Here is a 25,056-nt window from a genome sequence, read left to right on the forward strand (position 1 = left end):
CGGCGCCGTGCTCAGGACAGCCCCAGGCACCCCCGCACCGCGCGGATCATGTTCCGCGAGCGGGCGTCCCCGGTCACGCCCGGCTGCATGCCGTTGGTGACGTAGCCGAAGCCCAGCCCCAGCTCCGGGTCGGCGAAGCCCAGCGAGCCGCCCGACCCCGGGTGCCCGAAGCTCGCCGGGGAGGTCATCGGCGCGGTCGGGCCATGCCGCCAGAAGCCCAGGCCGAAGGTGGAGTTGACGATCAGCACCCGGTCCGGGCCGCTCACCGCCGGCCCGGCCGCACGGGCCAGCACCTCGGGTCCGAGCAGCGGCGGCAGCAGCGCGCCCGAGCCGTCCTGGCGGTCGGCCGCGCCGATCAGCGCCGCGTAGAACCGGGCCAGCGAACGGGCGGTGCCGATGCCGCCGGCCCCGGGGATCTCGGCGGCCTGCACCGCCGGGTCGTTGAGGTCCACGGCGGTGCGCACCGAGGCGAAGGACCGCGCGGTCAGCGAGGCCGGGTCCTGGTAGGCGTCCCGGACGGACTGCTTGGGCCGCAGCCGCAGCCCGCTCGGGCCGGTCCGGGCCGCATCCGGGGCGGGCAGGTCGACCAGCCGGCCGACCCTCGGCGCCGCCCCGGCCGGCAGCCCGATCCACAGGTCCAGTCCGAGCGGCCGGGCTATCTCCTCGGCGAAGTACTGTCCGACCGTCCGACCGCTCGCCCGCCGCACCACCTCGCCGACCAACCAGCCGAAGGTGTACGGGTGGTAGCCGTGCGCCGTCCCCGGCTCCCAGGCGGGCGCCTGCGCGGCGACGGCAGCGGCGGCCCGCTCCCAGGTCAGCACGTCCTCCAGGCGCAGCGGCACGTCCAGTGCGGGCACCCCGGCCTGGTGCGAGAGCAGCCAGCGCACCGGCACCCCGCCCTTGCCGGCCGCGGCGAACTCCGGCCAGTACGAGGCCACCGGCGCGTCCAGGTCGAGCAGACCGCGTTCGACGGCGAGCAGCGCGGTGGCCGCGGTCAGCCCCTTGGTGACCGAGCGCAGCACCTGCGCGGTGTCCGCCGTCCACGGCACCGCGGGCGCGGGCCGCCCGCCGACCTCGGGCCGGGCGTCACCACCCCACAGGTCGACCACCTTGCGGCCGCGCACGTACAGCGCGAAGGCCGCGCCGAGTTCGCCGTACTCGGCGAAGTTCCGCGCGAAAGCCGCCCGGACGGGCTCGAACCCCTCGGCCGTCTCGCCCCAGATCTCCACCACAACCTGCCGCCCTCAACCGTCCTGCCCGTCATCGTCCACCCGCGTTCGAAAACCGTGGAATCCGTTCGAACCGAGCCCTGAAACCCTAACCTGTCCGTCATGACCAACCCTGCCGAAGAACTGCTGGACATCGTCGACGAGCACGACCGGGTGATCGGGACCGCCCTGCGCGGCGAGGTCTACCGGCGCGGCCTGATCCACCGCTGCGTCTTCATCCTGGTCCGCGACCCGGCCGGGCGGATCTTCGTCCACCGCCGCACCGACACCAAACTGTTCTCCCCCGGCGCGTACGACATGTTCGTCGGGGGCGTGGTCGGCTCCGGCGAGACCTACGCCCAGGCCGCCGTCCGCGAGGCCGAGGAGGAACTCGGCGTCCAGGGCATCGTCCCGCGCCCGCTGTTCAAGTTCCTCTTCCGGGAGCCCGACGGCGGCAAGCTCAGCTGGTGGTGCGACATGTACGAGGCCGACTGGGACGGCCCCGTCACGCCGCAGGAGTCCGAGGTCGCCTGGTACGCCTGGCTCACCCCCGACGAACTCGCCGACCGCCTCACCCGCGACACCTTCGTCGTCGACGGCATCGAGGCCTACCGCCGCTACCTGGCCCTCCGGGCCGCATAGGCCACAGACCGCATGGGCCCCGGACGGCAGAAGCCCCGGCCCGCAGAGGCCACGGACCACATGGCCCCCGGACCACCGCCGGATAGGGTGGCGCGCATGCCCTCCCGCACGCCGCCCCCGACGGCCGACCGCGCAGCACGGACCTCCGCACCCGACCGGGCCGCGCCGGGTGAGCGGCCCCGCCGGCGGCTGAGCGTGGACGAACGGCGGGAGCAGCTGATCACCGTGGCGCTGGAGCTGTTCAGCCGGCGCCCGCCGGAGGAGGTGTCGATCGACGACATCGCCGCCGCCGCAGGCGCCTCCCGGCCGCTGGTGTACCACTACTTCCCCGGCAAGCAGGCACTGTACGAGGAGTCGCTGCGGCGGGCCGGGCGGGAGCTGTCGGCCCGTTTCGAGGAGCCCATGGAGGGGCCGCTGTCGGAGCGGCTGTACCGGGTGATGGGCCGTTACCTGGACTTCGTGCAGAGCCACGGGCCGGGCTTCGCCGCGCTGCTGCGGGGCGGCTCGGTGGCGGCCAGCGCGGGCACCTCCGCGGTGATCGACGAGGTGCGCCGGGCCGCCCAGGAGCAGATCCTGGCCCATCTGGCGATCACGTCGTCCAGCCCCGGACTGCGCCTGACCGTCCGGGCCTGGATCGCCAACGCCGAGATCACCTCGCTGGAGTGGCTGGGCGAGCGCTCGGTGCCGCTGGCGGAACTGCAGATGCACCTGGTGCAGGAGTTCGTCGCGGCGCTCGCCCTCACCGCGGCCCGGGAGCCGGCGCTCGCCGCCGAGCTGGCCTCCTTCTTCGCCGACGAGCGCCCGCAGGGGCCGACCGGGCGCCTGGTGCGGGACCTCGCCGGGCTGTTCGCCGTCCCGGGGATCCTCGACGCGGTCACCGCGCTCGCCGCCGGGGGCCCGGATGAAGCGCCCGCGCAGGGCGCCGGACCTTCTCCGGAGGGCGCCGGACCTTCCCCGCAGGACACCGGACCGTCCCCGTGGGACACCACGGAGTCCGGGTCGGCTCAATCGTCCGAGTGATCATCGGGTCATCCTGCGGTTCGGTCAGGACAGTGGCCTCTGATAGGAATGGGCGGGGATCTGACGGCACGCCGCCGCGGCCGGCCCGGTCCCACCCGAACCACCGACGGCAGACGGAGCAGAGCGGGGGGCTCACCAGTTGACCCAGGACGTCCAGTTCAGTGCGGAGGCCAACCCCTTCGCGGCAGCCGAGCAGGTCTGCGCGACCCTCGGCACGCTCACCGACGCCCTCTTCGACGAGCACACCTCGCGCCACCCGGCGGCCTCACTGAGCGCCCTGGACGCGGCCGGGCACCCGGTCGCCGAGGCACTGTTCGGCCTGCCGCTGGCCCCCAACGGGCCGGTGCACGCCGCCCTCGACCGGCTCGGCACTGTGGTCACCGCCGGCACGGCCCGCCCGGGCACCGGCGCGCCGCTCGCCGACCGGGTGATCACCGCACTGCAGGCCCGCTACGGCGGCGGGGCGGTGCGCGGCGCGATCGCCGACCGGGGCACCACCTCGGCCGCGCTGTTCCAGCTGCCGGTCACCGGAGAGTTCGCCGACGCCAAGCTGCGCCCGCCGTTCGCCCCGGCGCTGGCCGCGCTGGCGGCCGGGCAGCAGACCCGGCAGCCGGTCGAACTGCCCACCGGCGCGGGCACCGAGGTCCGGCTCATCGTCCCGCCCGTCTTCCACCCGCTGACCGCCCCCGGCGGGCGCCCCGGAGTCACCGCCCGTACGGTGCCCCCGCTGCCCGCCGACGCGGACCGGAGCGACGGCGCCGCCCCGGCCACCGTGGCCGCGGCCCAGGAGCTGACCGGCCACCTCGCCGAGGTCGCCGAGGAACTGTTCAGCGCCACCGGCCGCGAACCGCGCCGCGACTTCGCGGTGATCACCGCCACCCTGGCCGACCTGATCCACGACGCGGGCGTCGTGTACGCGGGCGTCTGCGCCCTGGAGCTGGACGACCGCACCTCGGACGCCGCCCTCGTCGTCTCGCTCGCCCGGCACCCGCTGCCGATCACCGCGCTCGCCACCGAGCTGGCCACCGTCCGCCGGCACGCCGAGGTGTGGACGGTCCTGCTGCCGGCCGGCCCGGCCGCCGTCCTGGTCGAGGGCCGGACCGTCCCGGTGCCCGGGCCGCTGGCCGCCGACGGGCAGCGGCGCTGGGTGGTCACCTCGGCCGTCCAGGCCTTCGTCCCGCTGCCGGACGGCCGGACGGTGCTCTGCGTACAACTGTCGACGGCGCAGCCGGAGGCCTGGGAGCTGTACACCGAGGCGTTCGCGGAGCTGCTGAAGAGCATCCAGTTCGGCTGGGACGGCGAGTCGGTCCCGAGCGTGGGCGCGCCCGCTGCCGTACCGGTGGCCGCAGCCGCGCCGACGCCGCCTCCGGCTGCCACTCACGCTCCCGCTGCCACGCCGGCTCCCGCTCCCGCTCATGTCGCGGACGAGCTGTCGGACGACCCGACGGACGAGCTGACGGGCGAGCCGAAGGAAGTGCCGGTGCACCTGCGCGGCACCCCGGTGCGCGTGCCTCCGGCGGACTTCAACCCCTTCGCGCCGGTCGCCGAAGAACCCGCCGCCGGGGCCGCGCCGACCGAGCAGGACCGACCGAAGGGCACGCCGGTCATGGTCCCGCCGCCGGACTTCAACCCCTTCGCCATGACGGACCTCCCGGCGCAGCCGGGCAACACACCCACCGCCCAGCCCGCCGGGGCGGCCACCGCCGACCCGTTCGGCACGACGGTCGCCGGCGAGCAGAAGAACGATCCGTTCGGCACCACCCTCGCCTCACAGGGGCCGGCCGTTCCGCCGCCGCCCTCGACCCCGCCCGTCGTCCCGCCTCAGGCCGGGACGGAGACCGGGGAAGCGCCGGAGGCATCGCCGCGCAAGGGCACGCCGGTCATGGTCCCGCCGCCGGACTTCAACCCCTTCGCCATGACGGGCCTGCCGTCCACGCCGACGGAGCAGCCGGAGCCCGAGGCGGAGGCGGAGACGCCGCCGGAGCACCGCCCCTTCGGCTGAGCCACGGAGCACGGAACTGACGAACAGGTAACAGCTGACAGATTTCAGATTTCGTTCGCTGAAATCTGTCAGCTGAAATCTGTCAGCCGTCTGCTGTCATGTGCCGCGTCACCGCGCCCGCTGAAGACTCCCAACCACCCGACAGCTCGGCCGAGTTCACCTTCAGCCGGCGCGCCGGGCCAGGTGCACCACGTCCGGCACGCCGCGCGACACCGGGATCTCGTGCGTGACCACGTCCGAGAACCCAGCCGCCCGGAGTGCGTCCTCGAAGGCCGTCGACGGCTGTGCACTCCACACCGCGAGCACCCCGCCCGCCCGCAGCCGGTGCCAGAGCACCGCGAGCCCGTCCGCGCCGTACAGCCCGTTGTTGGAGTCGGTGACGGTCCAGTCCGGGCCGTTGTCGATGTCCAGGCACAGCGCGTCGTAGCACTCGCCGTCCGCCGCTGCGAGGTACTCCAGCAGGTCGGTGTGGAGCACCGCGACCCGGTCGTCGTCGAGCGCGCCGCCCGAGAAGGCGCCGAGCGGTCCGTTGCGGTGCCAGTCGATGATCGCGGTCTCCCGCTCGACGATGGCGATCCGCCCCCAGCGCGACTCTGCCACCGCGTACGCCAGTGAGAAGCCGACGCCGAGGCCGCCGATCAGCACCGACGGCCGCTCGACCTGACGGCCGGTGCGGTCCAGTTCGTCCAGCGCCGCCTGGATCAGGAGCCGCTCCGAGCGTCCGTCGGCCGTGTCCATCAGGAAGCAGCCGTTGGCGATGATCTCGAAGTGCCGACCGCGCTGCCGCAGCACCACCTCGCCGAACGGCCCCTCCCGTCGGTCGAGCGTGACGATGGCCTCGGGGCCGTCCCGCTCGGGCAGTGCGATGGTCATCCGTTCTCCTCGGCGAACTCAGAGCGAACTCAGGGCGAACTCAAGTGAACTCGGGTGAACTCGACTGCAGGACCGTAGGACTGTCCCCGTGCGGCCACGAGACCGTCCCGGTGCGGACGAGTACCCGCCCGACAATAGCCGAGTCCGCCCTCGAGCCCGTCAGGCCGTGATCAGCACCCCCGCGTACGAGACGCCCGCGACGACCATCCAGGAGCCGAGCCCGAGCAGGGCGATCCGTCCGCCGGTCCGGGCCATGGTCGGCAGGTGCACCGCACTGCCGAGGCCGAACAGCGCGGCGGCCAGCAGCAGTTCCTGGGCGTCCCCGGCCAGGCCGAGCGCCCGCTCGGGCAGCACCCCGGTGGTCCGCAGGACGATCATCGCGAGGAACCCCGCCACGAACAGCGGCACGATCGGCGGACGACTCCCGGTCTTCACCGGATCTCCAACCCCAGCCGCCCCCACCCCCGTCGCTGCCCCCGCCGCTGAAGTCGCCGCCGCCCGCATGTTCCGCCGCGCCACGACGGCCACCCCCGCGACCAGCGGCGCCAGCAGCACCACCCGCATCAGCTTGACCAGCACCGCCTCCCGCAACGCCCCGGCCCCGCCGGTCTGCGCGGTGGCGACCACCTGCCCGACGTCGTGCACGCTCGCGCCGACCCAGCGCCCGAACTCCACCTCGCCGAGCCCGAGCGGCTGCTGGAGCAGCGGCAGGACGACGATCGCCAGCGTCCCGCACAGGGTGACCAGCGCCACCGAGGCCGCGACGTCCTCCTCCTCGCTGCCCGCCGCCTGGCTGACCGCGCCGATCGCCGAGGCGCCGCAGATCGAGTAGCCGGTGGCGACCAGCAGCGGCTGGTCCCCGGGCAGGCCGAGCCGACGGCCCAGCCAGAGCGTGCCCGCGAAGGTGGCCCCGACCACCGCGAGCACCATGGCGACGGTGGCCCAGCCGAGGCCGAGCACGTCGCCCAGGCTGAGTTTGAGGCCGAGCAGCACGATCCCGAGCCGCATCAGCCGCTTCCCGGCCGTGGACAGCCCCGGCCGGGCGACGCCGCGGACCACCGGGCGCAGGCCCGGCAGGTGGGCGGCCGCCATGCCGAGCACGACGGCCGCGGTGAGCTTGGGCACGGCCGGTACGGCCGCGTGGACGGCGATAGCGGCGGCCACTCCGAGGGCCGCGAGCAGCAGCCCGGGGGCGTCCCCGCGCATCGGGGGCAGCGAGCGGGTACGGGCCGTGCGCTGCCGGAGGGTCAGTGCCACGCCGCCGCTCACTGCTCCTGGTCGGCGGGCAGCCGGTAGACCCGCCGGATGCTGGTGCCGAGGCGCGAGACGTCCGCGCCGTACACGTGGATGGAGATGGCCGCGGTGCTACAGGCGTTGCGCACCAGGTGGATGTCGCCGGGCGGGGCGAAGGCGGAGACGGTGCCGGCCGGGCCGGCCACGTGCTCGGTCTCGACCAGCCGGGCGGTGCGTCCGTCGGACACCTGCCGGTAGCGGGTCTCGCTCTCCTGGCCGCGGTGGACGCCGGCCACGCACCACGACACGTGGTCGTGGATCGGGGTCTGCTGTCCGGGCAGCCAGACCAGGGCGACGACGGAGAAGCCGCCGTCCTCCTCGGCGTGCAGGACGTGTTGGCGGTAGCGCTGCGGGTCGCCCTCGCACTGGGCGGGGGTGAGCAGTGCGTCGGGCCCGTCCTGGTCGGCGAGCAGGTGGGGGGCGAGCCGCTCGCCGACCAGGTAGGCGGTGAGCTCAGGGGGCAGTCCGCGGTCCACGACGGCGCGGATCTCACTGATCAGCGCGGTCATCCGCTCGGTGAGCCGGTCTCTGCCGACCGTGGCTGAGGGTGTCATGCCAGCAGGTTCGGACCTAGCGACCTATCACGTCCAAGGAGGGTTCGTAAGCGTCCTCCCCACTAACCCTTATACATCAGCCGTGCACGCCGACCTCTACCATCAACCCCGCCCCCGGCCGCGCCCATCAGCCCTGCACCCCCGGCCGCGCCCATCAGCACCCGACCCGGCTCGCCGCCGCCTGCCGCAGGTGGTCCAGCACCAGCCCGGTGGCCGGGATCCGCCGGTGCTCGCGGAGCACGTACGCGCTCACCTGCCGCCGTAGGTGCGGTTCGACGGCCCGCCCGGTGACCTTGCGGTGGCACATGAAGGAGAGCACCAGTGCGGGCATCAGCGCGATCCCGACCCCGGCGGCGACGAGGGACTGGACGGCGAGGTTGTCGTCCGTGGAGAAGACGATGTCCGGCGCGAACCCCTCTTCCGCGCAGACGTGTAGCAGGTTGGCCCGGCATCGCGGGCAGCCGGCGATCCAGCGTTCGCCGTCGAGGTCGGCGAGCCGTACGGCGTGCCGGCGGCCGAGCGGGTGCCCGACCGGCAGCAGCACCGTGAGCAGGTCCTCCATCAGCGGGATCTCGTCCACCCCGTCGGGCACCTCGGTGGCCGCGCCGGGGTAGCGGAAGGCCAGCGCGATGTCGCACTCTCCGCGCAGCAGCCGTTGGACGGAGTCCGGCGGTTCGGCTTCCAGCAGTTCGACCCGCACGCCGGGGTGCTCGGCCAGTAGCCGGGCCATCGCCTCGGGTATCAGGGTGGCGTTGGCGCTGGGGAACGCGCAGACCCGCACCCGCCCGGCGCGCAGCCGGGCGAGCGCGGCGAGTTGCTGCTGGGCGGCGGACATGCTGCCGAGGATCAGTTCGGCGTGCCGGGAGAGCGCCTCGCCCGCCTCGGTGAGCCTCAGTCCGCGCCCGGCGCGGGTGAACAGCGGGACGCCGACGGTGCGTTCGAGGGCCTTCATCTGCTGGGTGATGGCGGGCTGGGTGTAGCCGAGTTCCCGGGCCGCGGCCGAGTAGGAGCCCGCCCGGACGACTTCGTGGAACGTCCTGATGTGCCGCGAGTCGAACACCGGCTCCATGGCCCCTCCCGCCCGGTCGTCTTCCTCCAGCCCCGTAATCATAAGAGGAATTTGGAGGTACCGGTCCCAGCCCCAGCCGTACCTATGGTTCAGTGCCGAACCAAGCTTCTCACTGCTGGGCCGACGGCGGCAGTCCCATCGCCACCCCGGCCTTGACGACCGGCGCCCCGCCCCGCACGCTCGGGCTGCGCCGACTGCGCCGCTCGACGAAGCGCGCGAGCCAGGAGAGCAGCAGGCACATGCCGATGTAGATCGGCGCGATCACCATCACCACCGGGATGAACGGCAGGTCGTAGTCCAGGTTGGTGGCGATCAGCTTGCCCGCGTGCAGGAACTCCTCGTAGGTGATCAGGAAACCCAACGAGGTGTCCTTGAGCGCGACCACCAGCTGGCTGATGATGGCCGGCAGCATCGCCCGGTTGGCCTGCGGCACCAGCACGTACGTCATCACCTGGGTCTTGCGCATGCCCAGCGCGTACGCCGCCTCCCGCTGCCCCTTGGGCACGGCGAGCACGCCGGCCCGGAACACCTCCGCCAGCACCGAGCCGTTGTAGAGCACGAGCCCGGCCACGAGCGCCCAGAGCGGCTGCACCTTGAGGGCGACGAACACGAAGAAGATCATCACCAGCAGCGGCATGGCCCGGAAGAACTCCACCACCAGGGTGGCGAACCAGCGCACCACCCGGTGGTCGGACAGCCGCCCGGCCGCGAACAGCGCGCCGAAGGGCAGCGCGAACAGCACCGTCCAGCCGAAGGCCTGCAGGGTGTTGCCGAGCCCGCGCAGCAACAGGTCCTGCACACCCCGGTACTCGAAGGGCTCCCACTTGGCGTACGTGAACTGGTGGGTGTGGAACAGCATGTAGACGATCCAGGCGATCACCCCCGCGATCAGCAGCAGTGCGATCCCGCCGTACAGCCGGTGGCGGGCGAGCGCCTTGGGGCCGGGGATGTCGTACAGCGCCGAGGATTCAACGGTCATCGGGACACCGCCACTCGTCGTTCCAGCAGGTTGAAGACGGCGCTGACGGCCAGGGTGATGATCAGGTAGCCGACGGCGATCCAGACGAAGGTCCAGATGATGCTGTAACCAAGTTCGTTGATGGTCCGGTAGGTGCCCAGCAGTTCGGTGACGCTGAACGAGCCGGCGATCGCCGTGTTCTTCGCCAGCGCGATCATCACACTGCCGATCGGTGCCACCACCGAGCGGTACGCCTGCGGCAGCACCACCAGGCTCATCGTCTGCCCGAAGCTCATGCCCAGGCTCCGGGCCGCCTCGCCCTGCCCGTTCGGCACGGTGTTGACGCCCGAGCGCATCGCCTCGCAGACGAAGGCCGAGGTATAGCAGCCGAGTGCGAGCACCGCGAAGGTGTAGAAGGGCAGGGTGATGTCGAACCGGGGCAGGCCCAGCACCACGATGAAGAACAGCAGGGTCAGCGGCGTGTTGCGCAGCACCGTCACCCACACCGTCCCGAACACCCGCAGCGGCCTGACCGGCGAGACCCGGAAGCTCGCGATCAGCACCCCCAGCACCAGCGACAGCACCGCGCTCACCGCGAAGAGCGAGAGCGTGCCGAGGAAGCCGTCCCAGTAGGTCGACCAGTTGTCGGTCAGCGTTTTCACGGCGCGGCCCTCTCAGTACCGGTCGATCTGCGGCGGGTTCGGCGCCGGTTGGCCGGAGAGGCCGAGGGTCGCTTCGAAGGCCCTCTTCCAGTCGCCGTTCTGCTCGTGGTGCTGCAGGGCGTCGTTCAACGCCGAACGCAGCACGGTGTCGTTCTTCGGCACCCCGATCCCGTACGGCTCGGTCGAGAACAGCGGGCCGACCACCTTGAGCTCGTCCGGCACCTTGGCCGCGTAGCCGAGCAGGATCGCGTTGTCCGTGGTCACCGTGTCGACCTGGTTGGTGATCAGGTTGTCCACGCAGGCCGAGTAGGTGTCGTAGCCGATCAGCTTGGCCTTCGGGTACTGCGACTGGATGCGCTGGTACGGCGTCGAGCCGGCCGCCGAGCAGACCTTCTTCCCGTTCAGGTCCTGCGGGCCGTGGATGGTGTTGTCGTTCTTGCGCACCAGCAGCGACTGCCCGGCGATGAAGTACGGCCCGGCGAAGCCGACCAGCTTCTTCCGGTTGTCGTTGATGGTGTACGTGCCGACGTAGTAGTCCACCTGGCCGTTCTGCAGCGCGGTCTCGCGGTTGGCCGAGGCGATCGTCTTGAACTGGATCCTGCCCGGCGGGAAGCCGAGGGAGGCGCCGACCATCTTGGCGATCTCGATGTCGAAGCCGGAGTACTCGCCGGTGGCCGGGTTCTTCTGGCCCAGGTACGGCTGGTCCTCCTTCGCGCCGACCACCAGGTGGCCCCGGCTGCGGGCGGCGTCCAGGGTCGGCGAGCCGGTGACCGAGGAGGCGTCCTGCACCTGGTAGCTGGGCAGCGCACTGGGCTGCGGGCCCTTGGGCGGCGGGGTGCCGGCCTTGCCGCAGCCCGCCGCCAGCGCCGCGAGCAGCACGGCGGCGGCGAGCACCCGCTTCCCCGCCCGCGCGCCGGGCGTCGTCTTACGGTTCACGGCGCCGCCTCAGTGCTTCAGGATCTTGGACAGGAAGTCCCGGGCGCGCTCGCTCTCGGGAGCGCTGAAGAACTCCTCCGGGGCACGGTCCTCGACGATCCGGCCGTCGGCCATGAACACCACCCGGTTCGCGGAGGCCCGCGCGAAACCCATCTCGTGGGTGACGACGACCATCGTCATGCCCTCGTGCGCGAGCTGGCGCATGACGTCCAGCACCTCGTTGATCATCTCGGGGTCGAGCGCCGAGGTCGGCTCGTCGAACAGCAGCGCCTTGGGGTCCATCGCCAGCGCGCGGGCGATCGCGACCCGCTGCTGCTGCCCGCCGGAGAGCTGGGCCGGGTACTTGTCGGCCTGCGACGCGAGGCCCACCCGCTCCAGCAGCGCACGGGACTTGGCGTCGGCCTCCGGCTTGGACCTGCCGCGCACCTTGATCTGCGCGAGGGAGACGTTCTGCAGCACGGTCTTGTGCGCGAACAGGTTGAAGGACTGGAACACCATGCCGACCTCGGCACGCAGCCGGGCGAGCCCCTTGCCCTCCTCGGGCAGCGGCTCGCCGTCGAGCAGGATGGTGCCGCTCTCGATCGGTTCCAACCGGTTGATCGCCCGGCAGAGCGTGGACTTGCCGGAGCCGGACGGGCCGATGACCACGACGACCTCGCCGCGGCCCACCGTCAGTTCGATGTCCTGCAGGACGTGCAGGTCCCCGAAGTGCTTGTTGACCCCGCGCAACTCGATGAGCGGGGTGAAGGCCGAGGCGCCGGCCTGGTCCGGCCCGGGAGCTGCGGTCACCGGTCGCGCCGCCCCTTCAGCAGCCAGCCCAGCGCGGCACCGGCGACCAGCGTGGCCAGCAGCGCGATCCAGAGCGGCGCGGTGACGGTGAACACCCAGAACTGGATCTTCACCTTGTCGAGGTTGGCGAACAGGAACCACACGGCGAGGATGACGATGACGCCGATCCCGATGTACCGCGTGGGGATCCCGCCGATCTCACCGCGCGAGGAGCGGGCCGAGCTGTCTGAAATCTTGGTCACCGGAGCAGTCTGCGGGCCTGACCACCGATTTGCCCGGGTACGCGCCCTTCCGGGCCAGGGAGTAACCCGTACGGGGCAATCCGGCCCCGTACGGGTTTGAAACGGGTTACGGGCCTCTCCGAGCCGCCGTGCCCACCTACCTCCTCCCCCTGCGCCCGACCCCTGCCTCTCCCCTCCCTGCCTGACCGCCCCTCAGCGCCTCGCAGCCGCCTCGTCCTCCGCCCGCTACCGTTCGTCCCGCCAGGAGCGCCAGAGCGCCGCGTACGGGCCGCCCGCCGCGACCAGGTCCGGGTGGCTGCCGTACTCGCTGATCCGCCCGCCCTCGACCACCGCGATCACGTCCGCGTCGTGCGCGGTGTGCAGCCGGTGGGCGATGGCGATGACCGTCCGCCCCTCCAGTACCCGGGCGAGCGAGCGCTCCAGGTGCCGGGCTGCCCGCGGGTCGAGCAGCGAGGTGGCCTCGTCCAGCACCAGGGTGTGCGGATCGGCCAGGACCAGCCGGGCCAGGGCCAGTTGCTGGGCCTGCGGCGGGGTCAGCGAGGTGCCGCCCGAGCCGACCTCGGTGTCCAGCCCCTGCGGCAGGGCGTCCACCCAGGCGCCGGCGTCCACCGCGTCCAGCGCGGCCCGCAGCTCGGTGTCGTCGGCGTCGGACGCGGCCAGTCGCAGATTGTCGCGCAGGGTGCCGACGAAGACGTGGTGCTCCTGGTTCACCAACGCCACCTCGGCGCGCACCCGCTCGGCCGGCATCCGCGACAACGCCGCCCCGCCGAGGGTGACGCTGCCGCGCCCAGGGGCGTAGATCCCGGCCAGCAGCCGCCCGAGGGTGGACTTGCCCGCCCCGGACGGCCCGACCAGCGCGATCCGGCTGCCCGGGGCGACGTCCAGGCTGATCCCGTGCAGGACGTCCGCGCCCTCCCGGTAACCGAACCGGACCTCCCGGGCCTCGACCCGGCGGCCGTCCGGACGCGCGGACTCGTCCCCCTCGTGCTCCGGCACCTCGCGCACGCCGACCAGCCGGGCCAGCGACGCCTGCCCGACCTGCAGCTCGTCGTACCAGCGCAGGATCAGGTCCACCGGGACGGTCAGCATCTGCGCGTACAGCACTCCGGTGGTCAACTGGCCCACGGTGATCCAGCCCCGGATCGTGAACAACCCGCCGAACACCAGCGTCGCGAGCACCGCCGCCGTGTAGACGGCGTCGATGGTCGGGAACCAGACCGAGCGCAGCCACAGCGTGTACCGCTCCCAGGCCAGCCACTCGGCCAGCTTGCGGTCGGTCAGCCGGACCCGTTCGTCGCCCAGCCGCAGTGCCTCGACCGTCCGCCCGGCGTCCACCGTCTCGGCCAGGACGGTGTTCACCGCGGCGTACCCGGCCGACTCGTTGCGGTACGACTGCGGCGCGCGCCGGAAGTACCAGCGGGAGGAGGCCAGCAGCAGCGGCAGCCCGACCAGCGAGGTCAGCGCCAGCAGCGGCGAGGTGACCAGCAGGGCACCGAGCACCAGCAGCAACGACACCACGGCGACGGCGAGTTCGGGCACGGCCTCGCGGACCGACTTGTCCAGCCGGTCGATGTCGGTGGTGCCCCGGGAGACCAGGTCCCCGGTGCCGGCCCGTTCCAGCACGCCGGTCGGCAGCGCGACCGAGCGGACCAGGAAGTCCTCGCGCAGGTCGGCCAGCACCCGCTCGCCGAGCACCGCGCCGCGCATCCGCGACCAGCCGGTGAACGCGGCCTGTGCCACCAGCGCCAGCAGGTACCAGGCGACCGCCACCGCGATGGTGGACCCGGCCGTCCCCGTGGCCAGTGACTCGACCAGGCTGCCGAGCACCCAGGGCCCGACCAGTCCGGCCAGCATGGCCACCGAGTGCAGCGCGACCACCGCGGAGAACCCGCCGCGGTGCCGCCGCCCGAGCAGGAGCAGGTACCCGCGTACGGCGGCCGGGGAGCCGACCGGCAGGGTCGCGGTCGGCCCCCGCTCCTCATGGACAGGAGGCTTCATGGCGTACTCCTCGGTTGCACGGCACAGCAGTTGACGATCGGACCCTCGAGTCGGCACCGGCACCCGAGCCCGCTCACGAAGCAGTTCACGAAGCAGTTCACGAAGCAGTTCACGAAGCAGTTCACACGGCCTCACCCACCGGCTGAGCCGCCTCCTCGTCGCGGGTGACAACGGCCCGGTAGGTCGGATCGGTCCGCATCAGCTCCCGGTGCCGCCCCGCCGCGGCCACCCGGCCGTCGCGCAGCAGCACCACCCGGTCCGCCTGGTCGAGCAGCAGCGGGCTGGTCGCGAACACCACCGTGGTGCGGCCCGCCCGGGTGTCCCGCAGCCCGGTGGCGATCCTGGACTCGGTGTGGGCGTCCACCGCACTGGTGGGCTCGTCCAGCACCAGGACCGGCGGGTCCGCCAGCAGCACCCGGGCCAGGGCCAGCCGCTGGCGCTGCCCGCCGGAGAGCGAGCGCCCGCGCTCGGTGATCCGGGCGCGCATCGGGTCGCCCGCGCACTCCGGCGAGCCGTCCACCAGCGCCTCCAGCACGTCGTCCGACCGGGCGGCGGCCAGCGCCTCGGGCACCGAGACCCGGCCGGAGGACGGGATGTCGAACAGTTCGGCCAGCGTGCCGGAGAGCAGGACCGGCTCCTTGTCGTGGACCAGCACCGCCGCCCTGGCCTCGGCCAACGGCACCGTGTCCAGTTTCGTCCCGCCGAGCCGTACGGAGGGCTGCTCCGGTTCGCCGTCGGCCTGGGGGACGTGGCCGCCGAGCCGTTCGGCGAGCGCGCCGGCGAAGTCCGGGTCTCCACAGACCACCGCGGTCAGCTCACCGGCTCGCGCGGTCAGCCCGCTGACCGGGTCGTGCAGGTCGGCCTTGGCCGGACTGGCGAGCGAGGCCTCGGCCGTGCCGTCGGTCCGGCTGAGCGACAGCACCCGGACGGCCCGTCCGGCGGAGACCCGCGCGACGCTCCAGGCGTGCGCCGCCTCGCCCAGGATCCGCAGCGGCGCCGCCAGGAACGCGGTCGCGCCGTACACGGCGATCAGGGTGCCGACGGAGAGCTCGCCGGCGGCCGCCAGCCGGGCGCCGTACCAGGTGACGCCGACCACGAACAGGCCTGGCAGCAGGATCTGTTGGGCCTGCATCAGGGACCAGATCCGGGCCGAGCGGACGGCCGCCGCCCGGACCTTCTGGGAGGCGGCCCGGTACCGCTCCAGGAACAGTTCCTCGCCGCCGATGCCGCGCAGCACCCGCAGCCCCGCCACCGTGTCGGCGGCCAGCTCGGTGGCCTTGCCGCCCAGCGCCCGCTGCTGCTCGAAGCGCCGCTCGAACGGCCCGATCAGCGGCCAGACCGAGCCGGCCAGCACCGGGACGCCGAGCAGCACGCCGACGCCCAGCACCGGCTCGACCACCAGCACCACCGAGCTGACGGCCAGCCAGACGATCACCGCGGCTCGGAGCCGGGCGAGCAGTTCGACGTACCAGGCGATCCGCTCGACGTCCCCGCTGCCGACCGCGACGACCTCGCCGGTGGCGATCCGACGGGACAGCCCGGCGCCGAGGTGCGAGGCCTGCCGGGACACCAACTGCCGTACCTGGCAGGCGGCGTGGATCCAGTTCCAGACCGTCTGGCGGTGCGACAGGACGGTGCCCAGCGCGGCGCCCGCGGCGAGCAGCAGGGCGAGCCCGGCGGCCCGCCAGATCCCGCCGGCGTCACCGTCGACGGCGGCCTGCACGCCCAGCCCGAGCGGCATCGGCAGGGCGGCCTGGCACCCCATTTCCAGCAGGGTCCAGCAGGTGGCGAGCAGTTGCCCCCGCCGCTGGCTGCGGTTCAGCCGGCGCAGGAAGGCCACGGGTGAGGAGAGGTCAGGACTGCCAGGGTCGGCCAACGGCAGCAGGGTGAGCGGCATGACACTCCGATACGAACGGTGCGGAGGTACGGGGCAACGGCGGCGGGGGGCGCGGGGGGCGCGGAACGGAGGTGCAGCAGGCCGGGCGGGGCCGGCTCAGGCGTGCGGCCCGAACCGACGGGCGAAGGACGCACGGCGCACCGGCGCGGTGACGTCGACACGTCCGGAGGGAGTGCCGGACGGACACCTGACGGACATGGGAAGGGCACGAAGCGCCCGGATTTCAGGAGGCCATGTCCGCGAGCGTGCCAACCCCGGTGTGACCCGCGCAACAGGTTTTCCGCCGCCACACCCAGCCGCCCCCGGCCGGCCCACCCAGCCCCCTCACCAGGACCCCGAGGGCCCGCCAGCCCACCCACCAGCCCACCCACCAGCACCGCCCCGAGGCCCGTCGACCCCGGACGAGCCCGGACGGGGCCCCGCAAACCTTCACCCAAGGTTCGCCCGTTTGGCGGGAACAATCACGTTCCACGGCCAGTTTCCCCCCACTGGAAGCACCAACGACCAGGAGGGCACCCCGTCCCGTGAGCACCATCCCCAGCGTCACCCTCAACGACGGCGCGCAGATCCCGCAGCTCGGCTTCGGCGTGTGGCAGGTCCCGGACGGCGAGGCCACCGCCGCCGTCCGCTCCGCGATCGACGCGGGCTACCGCTCGATCGACACCGCGGCCATCTACGAGAACGAGGCCGGCACCGGCGCGGCGATCGCCGAGGCGCTGGCGGGCGGCATCGCCCGTGAGGACCTGTACGTCACCACCAAGCTGTGGAACTCCGGCACCCGCGACTGGTCCGGCGAGCAGGGCCGCGACGCGGTGCTGCGCGAGTTCGACGCCTCGCTGGCCAAGCTCGGCCTCGACTACCTCGACCTGTACCTGATCCACTGGCCGCGCCCGATGCACGGCAGCTACCTGAACATCTGGAAGGCCTTCGAACAGTTGAAGGCGGACGGCCGGGTCAAGTCGATCGGCGTCTCCAACTTCGGCACCGAGCAGCTGGCCCGACTGCTGAGCGAGGCCTCGGTCGCCCCGGTGCTGAACCAGGTCGAGCTGCACCCGTACTTCCCGCAGGCGGAGCTGCGCGCCTTCCACGCCCGGCACGGCATCGCCACCGAGGCGTGGAGCCCGCTGGGCCAGGGCGGCGAGCTGCTCTCCGAGCCGGCGCTGGTGAAGATCGCCGAGAAGCACGGCCGGACGGTCGCCCAGGTGGTGCTCCGCTGGCACCTGCAGAGCGGCGTGATCGCCATCCCGAAGTCGGTCACCCCGTCCCGGATCCGGGAGAACCTGGACGTCGCCGGTTTCGAGCTGGACGGTGAGGACCTCGCGGCGATCGCCGCCGTCGCCACCGACAAGCGCATCGGGCCGGACCCGCAGGGCTTCGACTGGAACTGACGTAGCGGCGGGCCCCGAATCCGGACTCCCGCTGCGGGATCCCGGTCCGGGATCCCGCAGCCGCGAAAGGGCTCACCGGGCCCTGGCAGCCCGTCACACCGAGGACCGCCCGCTCCTGAACGGAGCGGGCGGTCCTCGATGTACCGCGATTCGACGGTGCCGACGGCAACATGCCCTCGATACGTTGGCGAATCGTTTTGGCTGTCATTACGAAGGCTTGGCCTAAATCCTGGCCGCCTTGGCGATGAGCGCGAGCGCAGCCTCGTGCTCGTCCTCCTCCAACGGAGCCAGCAGCAGTCGCTGGACCTCCGCCACCCCGGCGGCCGAGCGGTGCAGCAGATCCTGTCCCGCCGGTGAGAGCGAGAGCAGGTTGCGCCGACCGTCCGAGGGGTCGCGCCGACGCTGCACCAGACCGCGGCGCACCAGGCGGCTGACCATCTCGGCCATCGTGGCCTTGTCCAGCGAGGCCAGCTCGCCGACCGTGCGCTGGTCGGCGCCCGGCTCCTGCTCCAGCGCGTCCAGCACCGCGTACTGCGGGGCCGTCAGCTCCGCGCCGACGTGCTCCGACCAGAGCTTGGTGTGCACCTGCTGGCTGACCCTGATCAGGTAGCCGATCGCCCGCTGGGCGTCCAGTATCGGCCGCGCGTCCGTGAAGACGGCGACCGCCGCGGGCTCCAGCCTGGCTATCTTGGCCATGACCCGGACGACCTCGACCTGCTCCTCCGCCGTGAGCGGCTCGAACAGGACGCGCTGCACGCGGACCACACCACCGGTGGCCTCGCGCACCGCCTGGGCGCCGCTCTGCGAGAGGGCGAGCAGCTTGCGCCGACCGTCGGCCGGGTCGCGCCGGCGCAGCACCAGGCCGCGGCGGACCAGCCGCGCGACCATCTCGGCCATCGTGGCCTTGTCCAGCGACGCCCGCTCGCCGACGGTCCGCTGGTCCGCACCCGGTTCCAGGGCCAGGACCAGCAGCACGGCGAACTGCGGAGCCGTGAGATCGGCTCCGACGTGCTCGGACCACAGACGGGTGTGAACCTGCTGTGCAACGCGAATCAGGTGTCCGGGCGACTGCTGCAGTCGCGCGGACACGCGGGTTGTCGGGATCTCCCCCAGCACCATGTATCCGTCCCGATGTCACACCCGGTGTGTGTGGGACACCCGGGTGGGGCAGTAACGGCGAGTGGGCGTCCAGCTATGAGGGAGGGCGCTCCAGCCGTGCAGCCGGTGGCTGCTGGCGGACACTATACAAACGGCGGGCCCTTGCTGGCAGGCAGGGGCGGATAGTAGACGCAGGTTCGGCAACATTGGCATATTTACGCGCTGCGAAGCCCTTGCAGTAACCCGGTTTCAGCAGAAAGCCGACCGGTCGGTCCTTACCGACCGTCACCTGCGCCTCTCCGCTCTGGCCGCCACCCCTACTCGCCGGTAGGGTGTGGCCACCCTCTCCGGGGGCTCTCCCCGGAGGCAGCCTCCGAGAGAGACGAGAGCCAGCATGACCGACCAGAGCACCGCCCCCCGGGTCGCCGTCGTCACCGGCGCCGCCCGCGGCCTGGGCGCCGCCACCGCCGTCCGACTGGCCGCCGACGGCTACGCGGTCGCCGTCCTGGACCTGGACGAGGCGGCGGGCAAGGACACCGTCGACCGGATCACCGCCGCCGGCGGCAAGGCCCTGGCGGTCGGCGCCGACGTCTCGGACGCCGAGCAGGTCCAGACCGCCGTGGACCGCGTGGCCGCCGAGCTCGGCGCCCCCGTCGTCCTGGTGAACAACGCGGGGGTGCTCCGCGACAACCTCCTCTTCAAGATGTCCGAGTCCGACTGGGACACGGTCATGAACGTTCACCTCCGCGGCGCCTTCCTGATGACCCGCGCGGTGCAGAAGCACATGGTCGACGCCGGTTTCGGCCGCATCGTCAACCTGTCCTCCTCCTCGGCCCAGGGCAACCGCGGCCAGGCCAACTACTCGACCGCCAAGGCCGGCCTCCAGGGCTTCACCAAGACTTTGGCCATCGAGCTGGGCAAGTTCGGGATCACCGCCAACGCCGTCGCCCCCGGCTTCATCGCCACGGACATGACGGCGGCCACCGCCGCCCGGGTCGGCATGGACTTCGAAGACTTCAAGCGGGCTGCGGCCTCCCAGATCCCGGTCCAGCGGGTCGGCCGGCCCGAGGACGTCGCCCACACCATCGCGTTCCTGGCGAGCGAGGGCGCCGGCTTCGTCTCCGGCCAGGTGATCTACGTCGCGGGCGGCCCCCTCGACTGAGCACGGAACCTACACAGGGTGACCACGGAGTGGGAGGCCGGGCGGATCGACCTCCCACTCCGGCTGCTTTACCGGGGCTTTTGCGTAATCATTCGAAGACCACACGGACATTCGATCCGAGAATAGCGGAAATCACCCCCTGAGCCACCCCCGGGTCGGCCCAATTGTCGATTTCACGGGAAAATGACAATTCCCCCGGAATGGCCCTGTCCGGGTGGGTAAGGTCACCCCGTGCAATCCAGAGGTACCTCCGCTCCCATTCCGCGTCAGGGGCCGGACCGCCACACCGCCACCACCCGCCCGGAAGTGCCCGCCGCCCGCGGCAGTGCCCGCGGCCCGGCCTGCCCCGACCGCGCCGAGCCCGACCCGGGCCGCACCCGGCCCGGCCCCCACCGCACCGGGCCCGGCGCCGACCGCCGCGAACCGGGCTGGCCTCCGATGAGCCGGCGCCAGGCCGCCCTGCTCGTCGCCACCGCCGCCGTCTACCTGCTGGTGCTGGCCGGAGTCCTGCTCAACACCGCCCTGGTCGACCTCGACTGGTCGGTCCGCCTGCTGCGCCCGTACGAGCGGTGGCCCCGGCCGGAGCGGCTGCTGGACACCTGGGTGGTCGCCGGGCAGCGCGGCCCCTCGGCGATCGCCGCCTTCGTCTGGCTCGCCTGGCGCGCCCACCGGTTACGGCGCCTGCGCCCGCTGCTGGTCATGGGCGTCGCACTGCTGTTGCTCAACGTCACGGTCGGCGCGGTCAAGATCGTCACCGGTCGGCTCGGCCCGCACTACGCCCAGTACGTCGGCTCGCCCGAGCTGTTCTCCGGCGGCACCATCTTCCCGTCCGGCCACACCGCCAACGCCGTGGTCACCTGGGGCGTGCTCGCCTACCTCGCCGTCCGCTGGCGGCGCACCGGCGCGGTGATCGCCGCCGCCACCGCCTGCTCGATCGGCCTGACCACGGTCTACCTGGGCACCCACTGGGTCACCGACGTGCTGGCCGGCTGGGCCGCCGGCCTGCTCGTGCTGCTCTCGCTGCCGCTGCTGGAGCCCCTGGTCGCCGCCGCCGAGCATCGGCTCCACCGCCGCCTCGGCCGCCCGCCCCTGCCCTACTGACTCCTCGCCCGGCGGGCCCTACCCCTCCCAACTGCGCTCGACCACGCCGTCCCGCACCGCGAGGTTGAGCCGTCCCCGCCGGTACTCCATGGTCATCATCTGCCCCGGCTCCAGCACCCGGACCGAGGCCCAACCGTGCCGCCGGGCCAGCTCCCGGGCCCGCTCGACCCGCAGCCCGGCGTACCCCTCGGCATCCGAAGCCCCCGCATCCGAACCCCCCGCATCCGAACCCCCCGTGTCCGGTTCCGCCGCATCCGACCCCGACATCGCGCCTCCCCGGCCAACCCCCTCGGACGTACGCTGGAATCGTAGCCCGACCCACGCGGTCCGGAGGTGAACGACCATGCGCACCACCACCCCGCGCCGGTGGCGCAGCGGCACCGAGCCGGCCACCGCCCGCAGCGACCTCAAGCTCCGCTACCTGCTCTCGCTCGCCTTCACGCCGCTGTTCGTGCTGGCGACGGTGGGTTTCGCCGTCTGGGCGGCCGTCTCCCCCGTCAACGGCGCGCCCAGCCGGGGCACGCTCATCGGCTTCGCCGTCGCCTGCGGTCTGCTCTCCCTGTTCGCCGTCGTCGATCTCGTGGTGGTCGTCCGGCGCCGCCGGACCGAGCTCTGACGCGGGGTCTCCCATAGCGTGGGAAGGCAGCCCGGCGGTGCTACCGGCTGCCGACCGCCTGCTTGACCAGCGTCCGCCCGAAGTCCCACATCAGACCGCTGCCCCGGTGGGCCTCGTCCATGATGTCGGTGAAGGCGTCCATGAACCGGTCCACATCCCGCTCGGTGATGATCAGCGGCGGAATCAGCTTGATCACCTCCAGGTGGTCCCCGGACACCTGGGTCAGGATCCGGTGCCGCTGCAGCAGCGGCACCACGACCATCTGGGCGAACAGCCCCTTGCGCGCCGCCTGCAGCGCCGTCCACCCGGTGCGCAGCTTCAGCGACTTGGGCCGCCCGAACTCGATCCCGATCATCAGCCCGCGCCCGCGCACCTCGGCGATCAGCTCGTACTCGTCGACCAGCGCGGTCAGCCGCTCGCGGAACCGGTCGCCGATCTCCCGGGCGTTCTCCACCACCTTCTCGTTCCGCATGACCTCCAGGGTCGCCAGCCCGGCCGCCATGGCCTGGGCGTTCGACCCGAAGCTGGCCGAGTGCACCAGCACCCGGTCCATCGAGGAGTACACCTTCTCGAAGATCCAGCCCTTGCCGAGGGTCGCCCCGACCGGGACGTACCCGCCGGAGAGCGCCTTGGCCGCACAGACCAGGTCCGGCAGCACGCCGTCCTCGTGCTGGTAGGCGAAGAACTCGCCGGTGCGGCCGATCCCGGTCTGCACCTCGTCGCAGATCAGCAGCGCCCTGTGCTCGTGCAGCAGCGCCTGGGCGGCCCGGAGCCAGCCGGGCGGCGGCGCCTGGACGCCCTTGCCCTGGATCGGTTCGACGATCAGCGCCGCGACGTCGCCGCGCTTCAGTTCCTTGGCCAGCGCGCCGAGATCACCGAGCGGAATGGCGGTGTCCGGCAGCAGCGGGTCGAAGCCCTTGCGGAAGCCGTTCTCCCCGTTGACGGAGAGCGAGCCGGTGGTCAGCCCGTGGAAGGCGTGGTCGACGTAGAGGATCCGCCGTCTCCCGGTGGCGTATCGGGCGAACTTCAGCGCGGTCTCCACCGCCTCCGTCCCGCTGTTGCCGAAGAAGACCCGGTCCAGCCCGGGTGCGTACGACAGCAGCCGCTCGGCCAGGAGCCCGGGCAGCGGCGAGCAGTCGAAGCGGACCAGGTCCGGCAGGTCCAGGTCCATCACCTGCTGGATCGCCGACCGCACCACCGGGTGGTGGCGGCCCAGGGCGAAGATGCCGAAGCCGGCCAGCATGTCGAGGTACTCGTGGCCCTCGGCGTCGTAGAAGTACGGCCCCGAGGCGCGCTCGTAGTACCTGTCGAAGCCGATGGTGTGGAGCATCCGGGGCAGCTGCGGGTTGAGGTAGCGGCTGTGCAACTCGTAGCGCTCGGAGCCGCGTTCGGCGATGAGGGCGGCGAGGTCGAAGGCGGGGCGGTCGGGGTCAGCCGGCATGGCGCGGGTTCGCTCCTCGGGTCGGTAGCAGGTTCTTGGCGAAGACGGCGCTCTGCGCGGCGACGCCGGTCCCGGTCAGCCCGGCCTCCTCCAGGATCTCCCCGCGCGAGGCGTGCCCGAGGAACTCCTGCGGCAGGCCGAGCACCCGCACCGGTACGTCCACGTCGGCGTCGCGCACCGCCTGGGCGATCGCCGAACCGACGCCACCGGTACGGCCGTTGTCCTCGACGGTGACCACCAGCCGGTGGGCGGCGGCCAGTTCGGGCAGCGCCGGGTCGACCGGCTTGACCCAGCGCGGGTCGACCACGGTCGCGGTGAAGCCCTCGGCGAGCAGCAGCCGGGCGGCGTCCAGGCAGGCCGGGGCGGTGGTGCCGACGGCGACCAGCAGGATCTCGGCCGGCCGCCCGGTGCGCAGCAGCACGTCCACGCCGCCGATCCGCTCGACGGCCGGCACCGCGGGCCCGACGTTCCCCTTCGGGAAGCGCACCACGGTGGGCGCATCGCGTACCTCGACCGCCTCGCGCAGCTGGGCCCGCAGCTGGTCGGCGTCGCGCGGCGCGGCGAGCCGCAGGCCCGGGACGGCCTGCAGGATCGACATGTCCCACATGCCGTTGTGCGAGGCGCCGTCCGGTCCGGTCACCCCGGCGCGGTCGAGCACGAAGGTGACGCCCAGCCGGTGCAGGGCGACGTCCATCAGGACCTGGTCGAAGGCCCGGTTCAGGAAGGTCGCGTACACCGCGACCACCGGGTGCAGCCCGCCGGTCGCCAGTCCCGCGGCGCTGGTGACGGCGTGCTGCTCGGCGATCCCGACGTCGAAGGTCCGCGCCGGGTACGCCTTGGCGAACGCCGCCAGGCCGACCGGCTGGAGCATCGCCGCGGTGATCGCCACCAGGTCCGGCCGCTCGGAGCCCAGCGTGAGCAGTTCGTCGCCGAACACGGAGGTCCAGGAGACGCCGCCGCTGGGCGAGATCGGCAGGCAGGTGTACGGGTCGATCGGGTTGACGGCGTGGAAGCGGTCGGCCTCGTCCTGTTCGGCCGGCCGGTAGCCGCGGCCCTTGACGGTCAGGCAGTGCACGATGACCGGCCCGCCGAAGTTGCGGGCCTGGCGCAGCGCCTGCTCGACCGCGCCCAGGTCGTGGCCGTCGATCGGCCCGAGGTACTTGAGGCCGAGGTCCTCGAACATGCCCTGCGGCGCGAAGGCGTCCTTGAAGCCCTTCTTGGCACCGTGCAGCGCGTCGAAGATCGGCTGCCCGACCAGCGGGGTGCGCTGCAGCGCCTCCTTGCCGAGGGCGAGGAAGCGCTCGTAGCCCTGGGTGGTGCGCAGCGTGGCCAGGTGGTGGGCGAGCCCGCCGATGGTCTTGGCGTAGGAGCGTTCGTTGTCGTTGACGACGATGACCAGCGGCCGGTCGCGGGCCTCCGCGATGTTGTTCAGGGCCTCCCAGGCGAGCCCGCCGGTGAGCGCGCCGTCGCCGATCACCGCGACGGTGTGCCGGTCGTGCTGGCCGAGCAGTCGGGCGGCCTTGGCCAGGCCGTCGGCGTAGGAGAGTGCGGTGGAGGCGTGCGAGTTCTCGACCAGGTCGTGCTCGGACTCGGCGCGCGAGGGGTAGCCGGAGAGGCCGCCCCGCATCCGCAGGCGGGTGAAGTCCTGGCGCCCGGTGAGGAGTTTGTGGACGTAGCTCTGGTGGCCGGTGTCGAAGACGATCCGGTCGTACGGCGAGTCGAAGACCCGGTGCAGGGCGATGGTGAGTTCCACCACGCCCAGGTTGGGCCCGAGGTGTCCGCCGGTGCGGGTGACGGCGTCGATCAGGAAGTCGCGGATCTCGTCGGCGAGCAGCGGGAGTTCGGCCGCCGGGAGCTTGCGCAGCTCGGCCGGCGACGTGACGCGGGAGAGCAGTGACATGGGTACACCTCGCGACTGGAAGCGGTGCGGTGGTGCCTCCGGCCCCGCGGGGGGGGGCGGAGCCGGCCCGGGCGCGAGGCCCGGGCCGGGGTACCGGTCTGATGTGCCGGCCTGATGTGCCGGTCTGGCGTACCGGTTTTGCGTACCGGCCTGCCGTACGACCGCACAGGCCGGCCTGACGTGCCGCCCCGGGTTTCCGACCTGAGG

Annotated in this window: 23 protein-coding genes; 7 read left to right on the forward strand and 16 right to left on the reverse strand. The window is 72.7% G+C overall.

Annotated features, from left to right (window positions below; genetic code table 11):
• Positions 1–11 precede the first annotated feature (11 nt).
• A complete protein-coding gene (locus AC0B61_RS00145; protein ID WP_471738302.1) occupies positions 12–1,232 on the reverse strand; it encodes a serine hydrolase domain-containing protein in 1,221 nt (406 codons plus the stop codon).
• A 99-nt stretch (positions 1,233–1,331) separates the two neighbouring features.
• Here AC0B61_RS00145 and AC0B61_RS00150 point away from each other — a divergent pair, with 99 nt between their 5' ends.
• From AC0B61_RS00150 to AC0B61_RS00160, 3 genes are all read left to right on the forward strand, one after another.
• A complete protein-coding gene (locus AC0B61_RS00150) occupies positions 1,332–1,850 on the forward strand; it encodes an NUDIX hydrolase (protein WP_471738303.1) in 519 nt (172 codons plus the stop codon).
• 189 nt (positions 1,851–2,039) lie between these two features.
• Positions 2,040–2,870, forward strand: a complete 831-nt coding sequence (locus tag AC0B61_RS00155) for a TetR/AcrR family transcriptional regulator (protein ID WP_471738813.1) — start codon at positions 2,040–2,042, stop codon at positions 2,868–2,870.
• A gap of 139 nt (positions 2,871–3,009) precedes the next feature.
• Positions 3,010–4,872, forward strand: coding sequence for a hypothetical protein (locus AC0B61_RS00160; RefSeq protein WP_471738304.1), 1,863 nt, complete (start codon positions 3,010–3,012; stop codon positions 4,870–4,872).
• Positions 4,873–5,034: 162 nt separating this feature from the next.
• Here the strand turns inward: AC0B61_RS00160 and AC0B61_RS00165 are convergent, their stop codons facing one another.
• From AC0B61_RS00165 to AC0B61_RS00215, 11 genes are all read right to left on the reverse strand, one after another.
• Entirely contained in the window at positions 5,035–5,745 is a 711-nt protein-coding gene (locus tag AC0B61_RS00165; RefSeq protein WP_471738305.1) for a spermidine synthase family protein, read from the reverse strand.
• A gap of 159 nt (positions 5,746–5,904) precedes the next feature.
• Positions 5,905–6,951 (reverse strand): YeiH family protein, encoded by a 1,047-nt coding sequence (locus AC0B61_RS00170; RefSeq protein ID WP_471738814.1) that lies wholly within the window; start codon positions 6,949–6,951, stop codon positions 5,905–5,907.
• A gap of 59 nt (positions 6,952–7,010) precedes the next feature.
• Positions 7,011–7,592, reverse strand: coding sequence for a cysteine dioxygenase family protein (locus AC0B61_RS00175; protein WP_471738306.1), 582 nt, complete (start codon positions 7,590–7,592; stop codon positions 7,011–7,013).
• Positions 7,593–7,746: 154 nt separating this feature from the next.
• Positions 7,747–8,652 (reverse strand): LysR family transcriptional regulator, encoded by a 906-nt coding sequence (locus AC0B61_RS00180; protein ID WP_360250620.1) that lies wholly within the window; start codon positions 8,650–8,652, stop codon positions 7,747–7,749.
• A gap of 118 nt (positions 8,653–8,770) precedes the next feature.
• Positions 8,771–9,640, reverse strand: a complete 870-nt coding sequence (locus AC0B61_RS00185) for an amino acid ABC transporter permease (RefSeq protein ID WP_471738307.1) — start codon at positions 9,638–9,640, stop codon at positions 8,771–8,773.
• Positions 9,637–10,281, reverse strand: coding sequence for an amino acid ABC transporter permease (locus AC0B61_RS00190; RefSeq protein WP_471738308.1), 645 nt, complete (start codon positions 10,279–10,281; stop codon positions 9,637–9,639). The genes AC0B61_RS00185 and AC0B61_RS00190 overlap by 4 nt, the downstream gene beginning before the upstream one ends.
• Positions 10,282–10,293: 12 nt before the next feature.
• Positions 10,294–11,217, reverse strand: coding sequence for a glutamate ABC transporter substrate-binding protein (locus AC0B61_RS00195; protein ID WP_471738309.1), 924 nt, complete (start codon positions 11,215–11,217; stop codon positions 10,294–10,296).
• A 9-nt stretch (positions 11,218–11,226) separates the two neighbouring features.
• Positions 11,227–12,006: an amino acid ABC transporter ATP-binding protein gene (locus tag AC0B61_RS00200; protein WP_471738310.1), complete on the reverse strand. Its 780-nt coding sequence runs from the start codon at positions 12,004–12,006 to the stop codon at positions 11,227–11,229.
• Entirely contained in the window at positions 12,003–12,248 is a 246-nt protein-coding gene (locus AC0B61_RS00205; protein ID WP_471738311.1) for a lipopolysaccharide assembly protein LapA domain-containing protein, read from the reverse strand. The genes AC0B61_RS00200 and AC0B61_RS00205 overlap by 4 nt, the downstream gene beginning before the upstream one ends.
• Positions 12,249–12,473: 225 nt before the next feature.
• On the reverse strand, positions 12,474–14,246 hold the full coding sequence (locus AC0B61_RS00210; RefSeq protein ID WP_471738312.1) for an ABC transporter ATP-binding protein: 1,773 nt from the start codon (positions 14,244–14,246) through the stop codon (positions 12,474–12,476).
• A gap of 121 nt (positions 14,247–14,367) precedes the next feature.
• Positions 14,368–16,143, reverse strand: coding sequence for an ABC transporter transmembrane domain-containing protein (locus AC0B61_RS00215; protein ID WP_471738313.1), 1,776 nt, complete (start codon positions 16,141–16,143; stop codon positions 14,368–14,370).
• A 524-nt stretch (positions 16,144–16,667) separates the two neighbouring features.
• Here AC0B61_RS00215 and AC0B61_RS00220 point away from each other — a divergent pair.
• A complete protein-coding gene (locus tag AC0B61_RS00220) occupies positions 16,668–17,531 on the forward strand; it encodes an aldo/keto reductase (RefSeq protein ID WP_471738314.1) in 864 nt (287 codons plus the stop codon).
• Between the two features lie 222 nt (positions 17,532–17,753).
• On the opposite strand, the gene AC0B61_RS00225 is transcribed toward AC0B61_RS00220, so the two are convergent.
• Positions 17,754–18,650, reverse strand: coding sequence for a MarR family winged helix-turn-helix transcriptional regulator (locus AC0B61_RS00225; RefSeq protein WP_471738315.1), 897 nt, complete (start codon positions 18,648–18,650; stop codon positions 17,754–17,756).
• A gap of 373 nt (positions 18,651–19,023) precedes the next feature.
• Between AC0B61_RS00225 and fabG the strand changes: the two genes are divergently transcribed.
• Positions 19,024–19,791: a 3-oxoacyl-ACP reductase FabG gene (gene fabG, locus AC0B61_RS00230; RefSeq protein WP_471738316.1), complete on the forward strand. Its 768-nt coding sequence runs from the start codon at positions 19,024–19,026 to the stop codon at positions 19,789–19,791.
• Between the two features lie 231 nt (positions 19,792–20,022).
• A complete protein-coding gene (locus tag AC0B61_RS00235; protein ID WP_471738317.1) occupies positions 20,023–20,892 on the forward strand; it encodes a phosphatase PAP2 family protein in 870 nt (289 codons plus the stop codon).
• Positions 20,893–20,910: 18 nt separating this feature from the next.
• Here AC0B61_RS00235 and AC0B61_RS00240 read toward each other — a convergent pair whose 3' ends face one another.
• Positions 20,911–21,159 (reverse strand): I78 family peptidase inhibitor, encoded by a 249-nt coding sequence (locus AC0B61_RS00240; RefSeq protein ID WP_471738318.1) that lies wholly within the window; start codon positions 21,157–21,159, stop codon positions 20,911–20,913.
• A gap of 76 nt (positions 21,160–21,235) precedes the next feature.
• Between AC0B61_RS00240 and AC0B61_RS00245 the strand changes: the two genes are divergently transcribed.
• On the forward strand, positions 21,236–21,508 hold the full coding sequence (locus AC0B61_RS00245) for a DUF6343 family protein (RefSeq protein ID WP_471738319.1): 273 nt from the start codon (positions 21,236–21,238) through the stop codon (positions 21,506–21,508).
• Positions 21,509–21,548: 40 nt separating this feature from the next.
• Here the strand turns inward: AC0B61_RS00245 and AC0B61_RS00250 are convergent, their stop codons facing one another.
• Positions 21,549–22,949, reverse strand: coding sequence for an aspartate aminotransferase family protein (locus AC0B61_RS00250; RefSeq protein WP_471738320.1), 1,401 nt, complete (start codon positions 22,947–22,949; stop codon positions 21,549–21,551).
• Positions 22,939–24,849, reverse strand: coding sequence for a 1-deoxy-D-xylulose-5-phosphate synthase (gene dxs, locus AC0B61_RS00255; RefSeq protein ID WP_471738321.1), 1,911 nt, complete (start codon positions 24,847–24,849; stop codon positions 22,939–22,941). Before dxs ends, AC0B61_RS00250 begins: the two co-directional genes overlap by 11 nt.
• Between the last annotated feature and the right edge of the window lie 207 nt (positions 24,850–25,056).

This window comes from Kitasatospora sp. NPDC023385 (assembly GCF_055664045.1).

Coding starts and splice junctions, on each gene's coding strand:
- AC0B61_RS00215 (WP_471738313.1), bottom strand. CDS start 16,143: ATGCCGCTCACCCTGCTGCCGTTGGCCGACCCTGGCAGTCCTGACCTC.
- AC0B61_RS00170 (WP_471738814.1), bottom strand. CDS start 6,951: ATGCGCGGGGACGCCCCCGGGCTGCTGCTCGCGGCCCTCGGAGTGGCC.
- AC0B61_RS00225 (WP_471738315.1), bottom strand. CDS start 18,650: ATGGTGCTGGGGGAGATCCCGACAACCCGCGTGTCCGCGCGACTGCAG.
- AC0B61_RS00175 (WP_471738306.1), bottom strand. CDS start 7,592: ATGACACCCTCAGCCACGGTCGGCAGAGACCGGCTCACCGAGCGGATG.
- AC0B61_RS00185 (WP_471738307.1), bottom strand. CDS start 9,640: ATGACCGTTGAATCCTCGGCGCTGTACGACATCCCCGGCCCCAAGGCG.
- AC0B61_RS00250 (WP_471738320.1), bottom strand. CDS start 22,949: ATGCCGGCTGACCCCGACCGCCCCGCCTTCGACCTCGCCGCCCTCATC.
- AC0B61_RS00240 (WP_471738318.1), bottom strand. CDS start 21,159: ATGTCGGGGTCGGATGCGGCGGAACCGGACACGGGGGGTTCGGATGCG.
- AC0B61_RS00150 (WP_471738303.1), top strand. CDS start 1,332: ATGACCAACCCTGCCGAAGAACTGCTGGACATCGTCGACGAGCACGAC.
- AC0B61_RS00245 (WP_471738319.1), top strand. CDS start 21,236: ATGCGCACCACCACCCCGCGCCGGTGGCGCAGCGGCACCGAGCCGGCC.
- fabG (WP_471738316.1), top strand. CDS start 19,024: ATGACCGACCAGAGCACCGCCCCCCGGGTCGCCGTCGTCACCGGCGCC.
- dxs (WP_471738321.1), bottom strand. CDS start 24,849: ATGTCACTGCTCTCCCGCGTCACGTCGCCGGCCGAGCTGCGCAAGCTC.
- AC0B61_RS00210 (WP_471738312.1), bottom strand. CDS start 14,246: ATGAAGCCTCCTGTCCATGAGGAGCGGGGGCCGACCGCGACCCTGCCG.
- AC0B61_RS00165 (WP_471738305.1), bottom strand. CDS start 5,745: ATGACCATCGCACTGCCCGAGCGGGACGGCCCCGAGGCCATCGTCACG.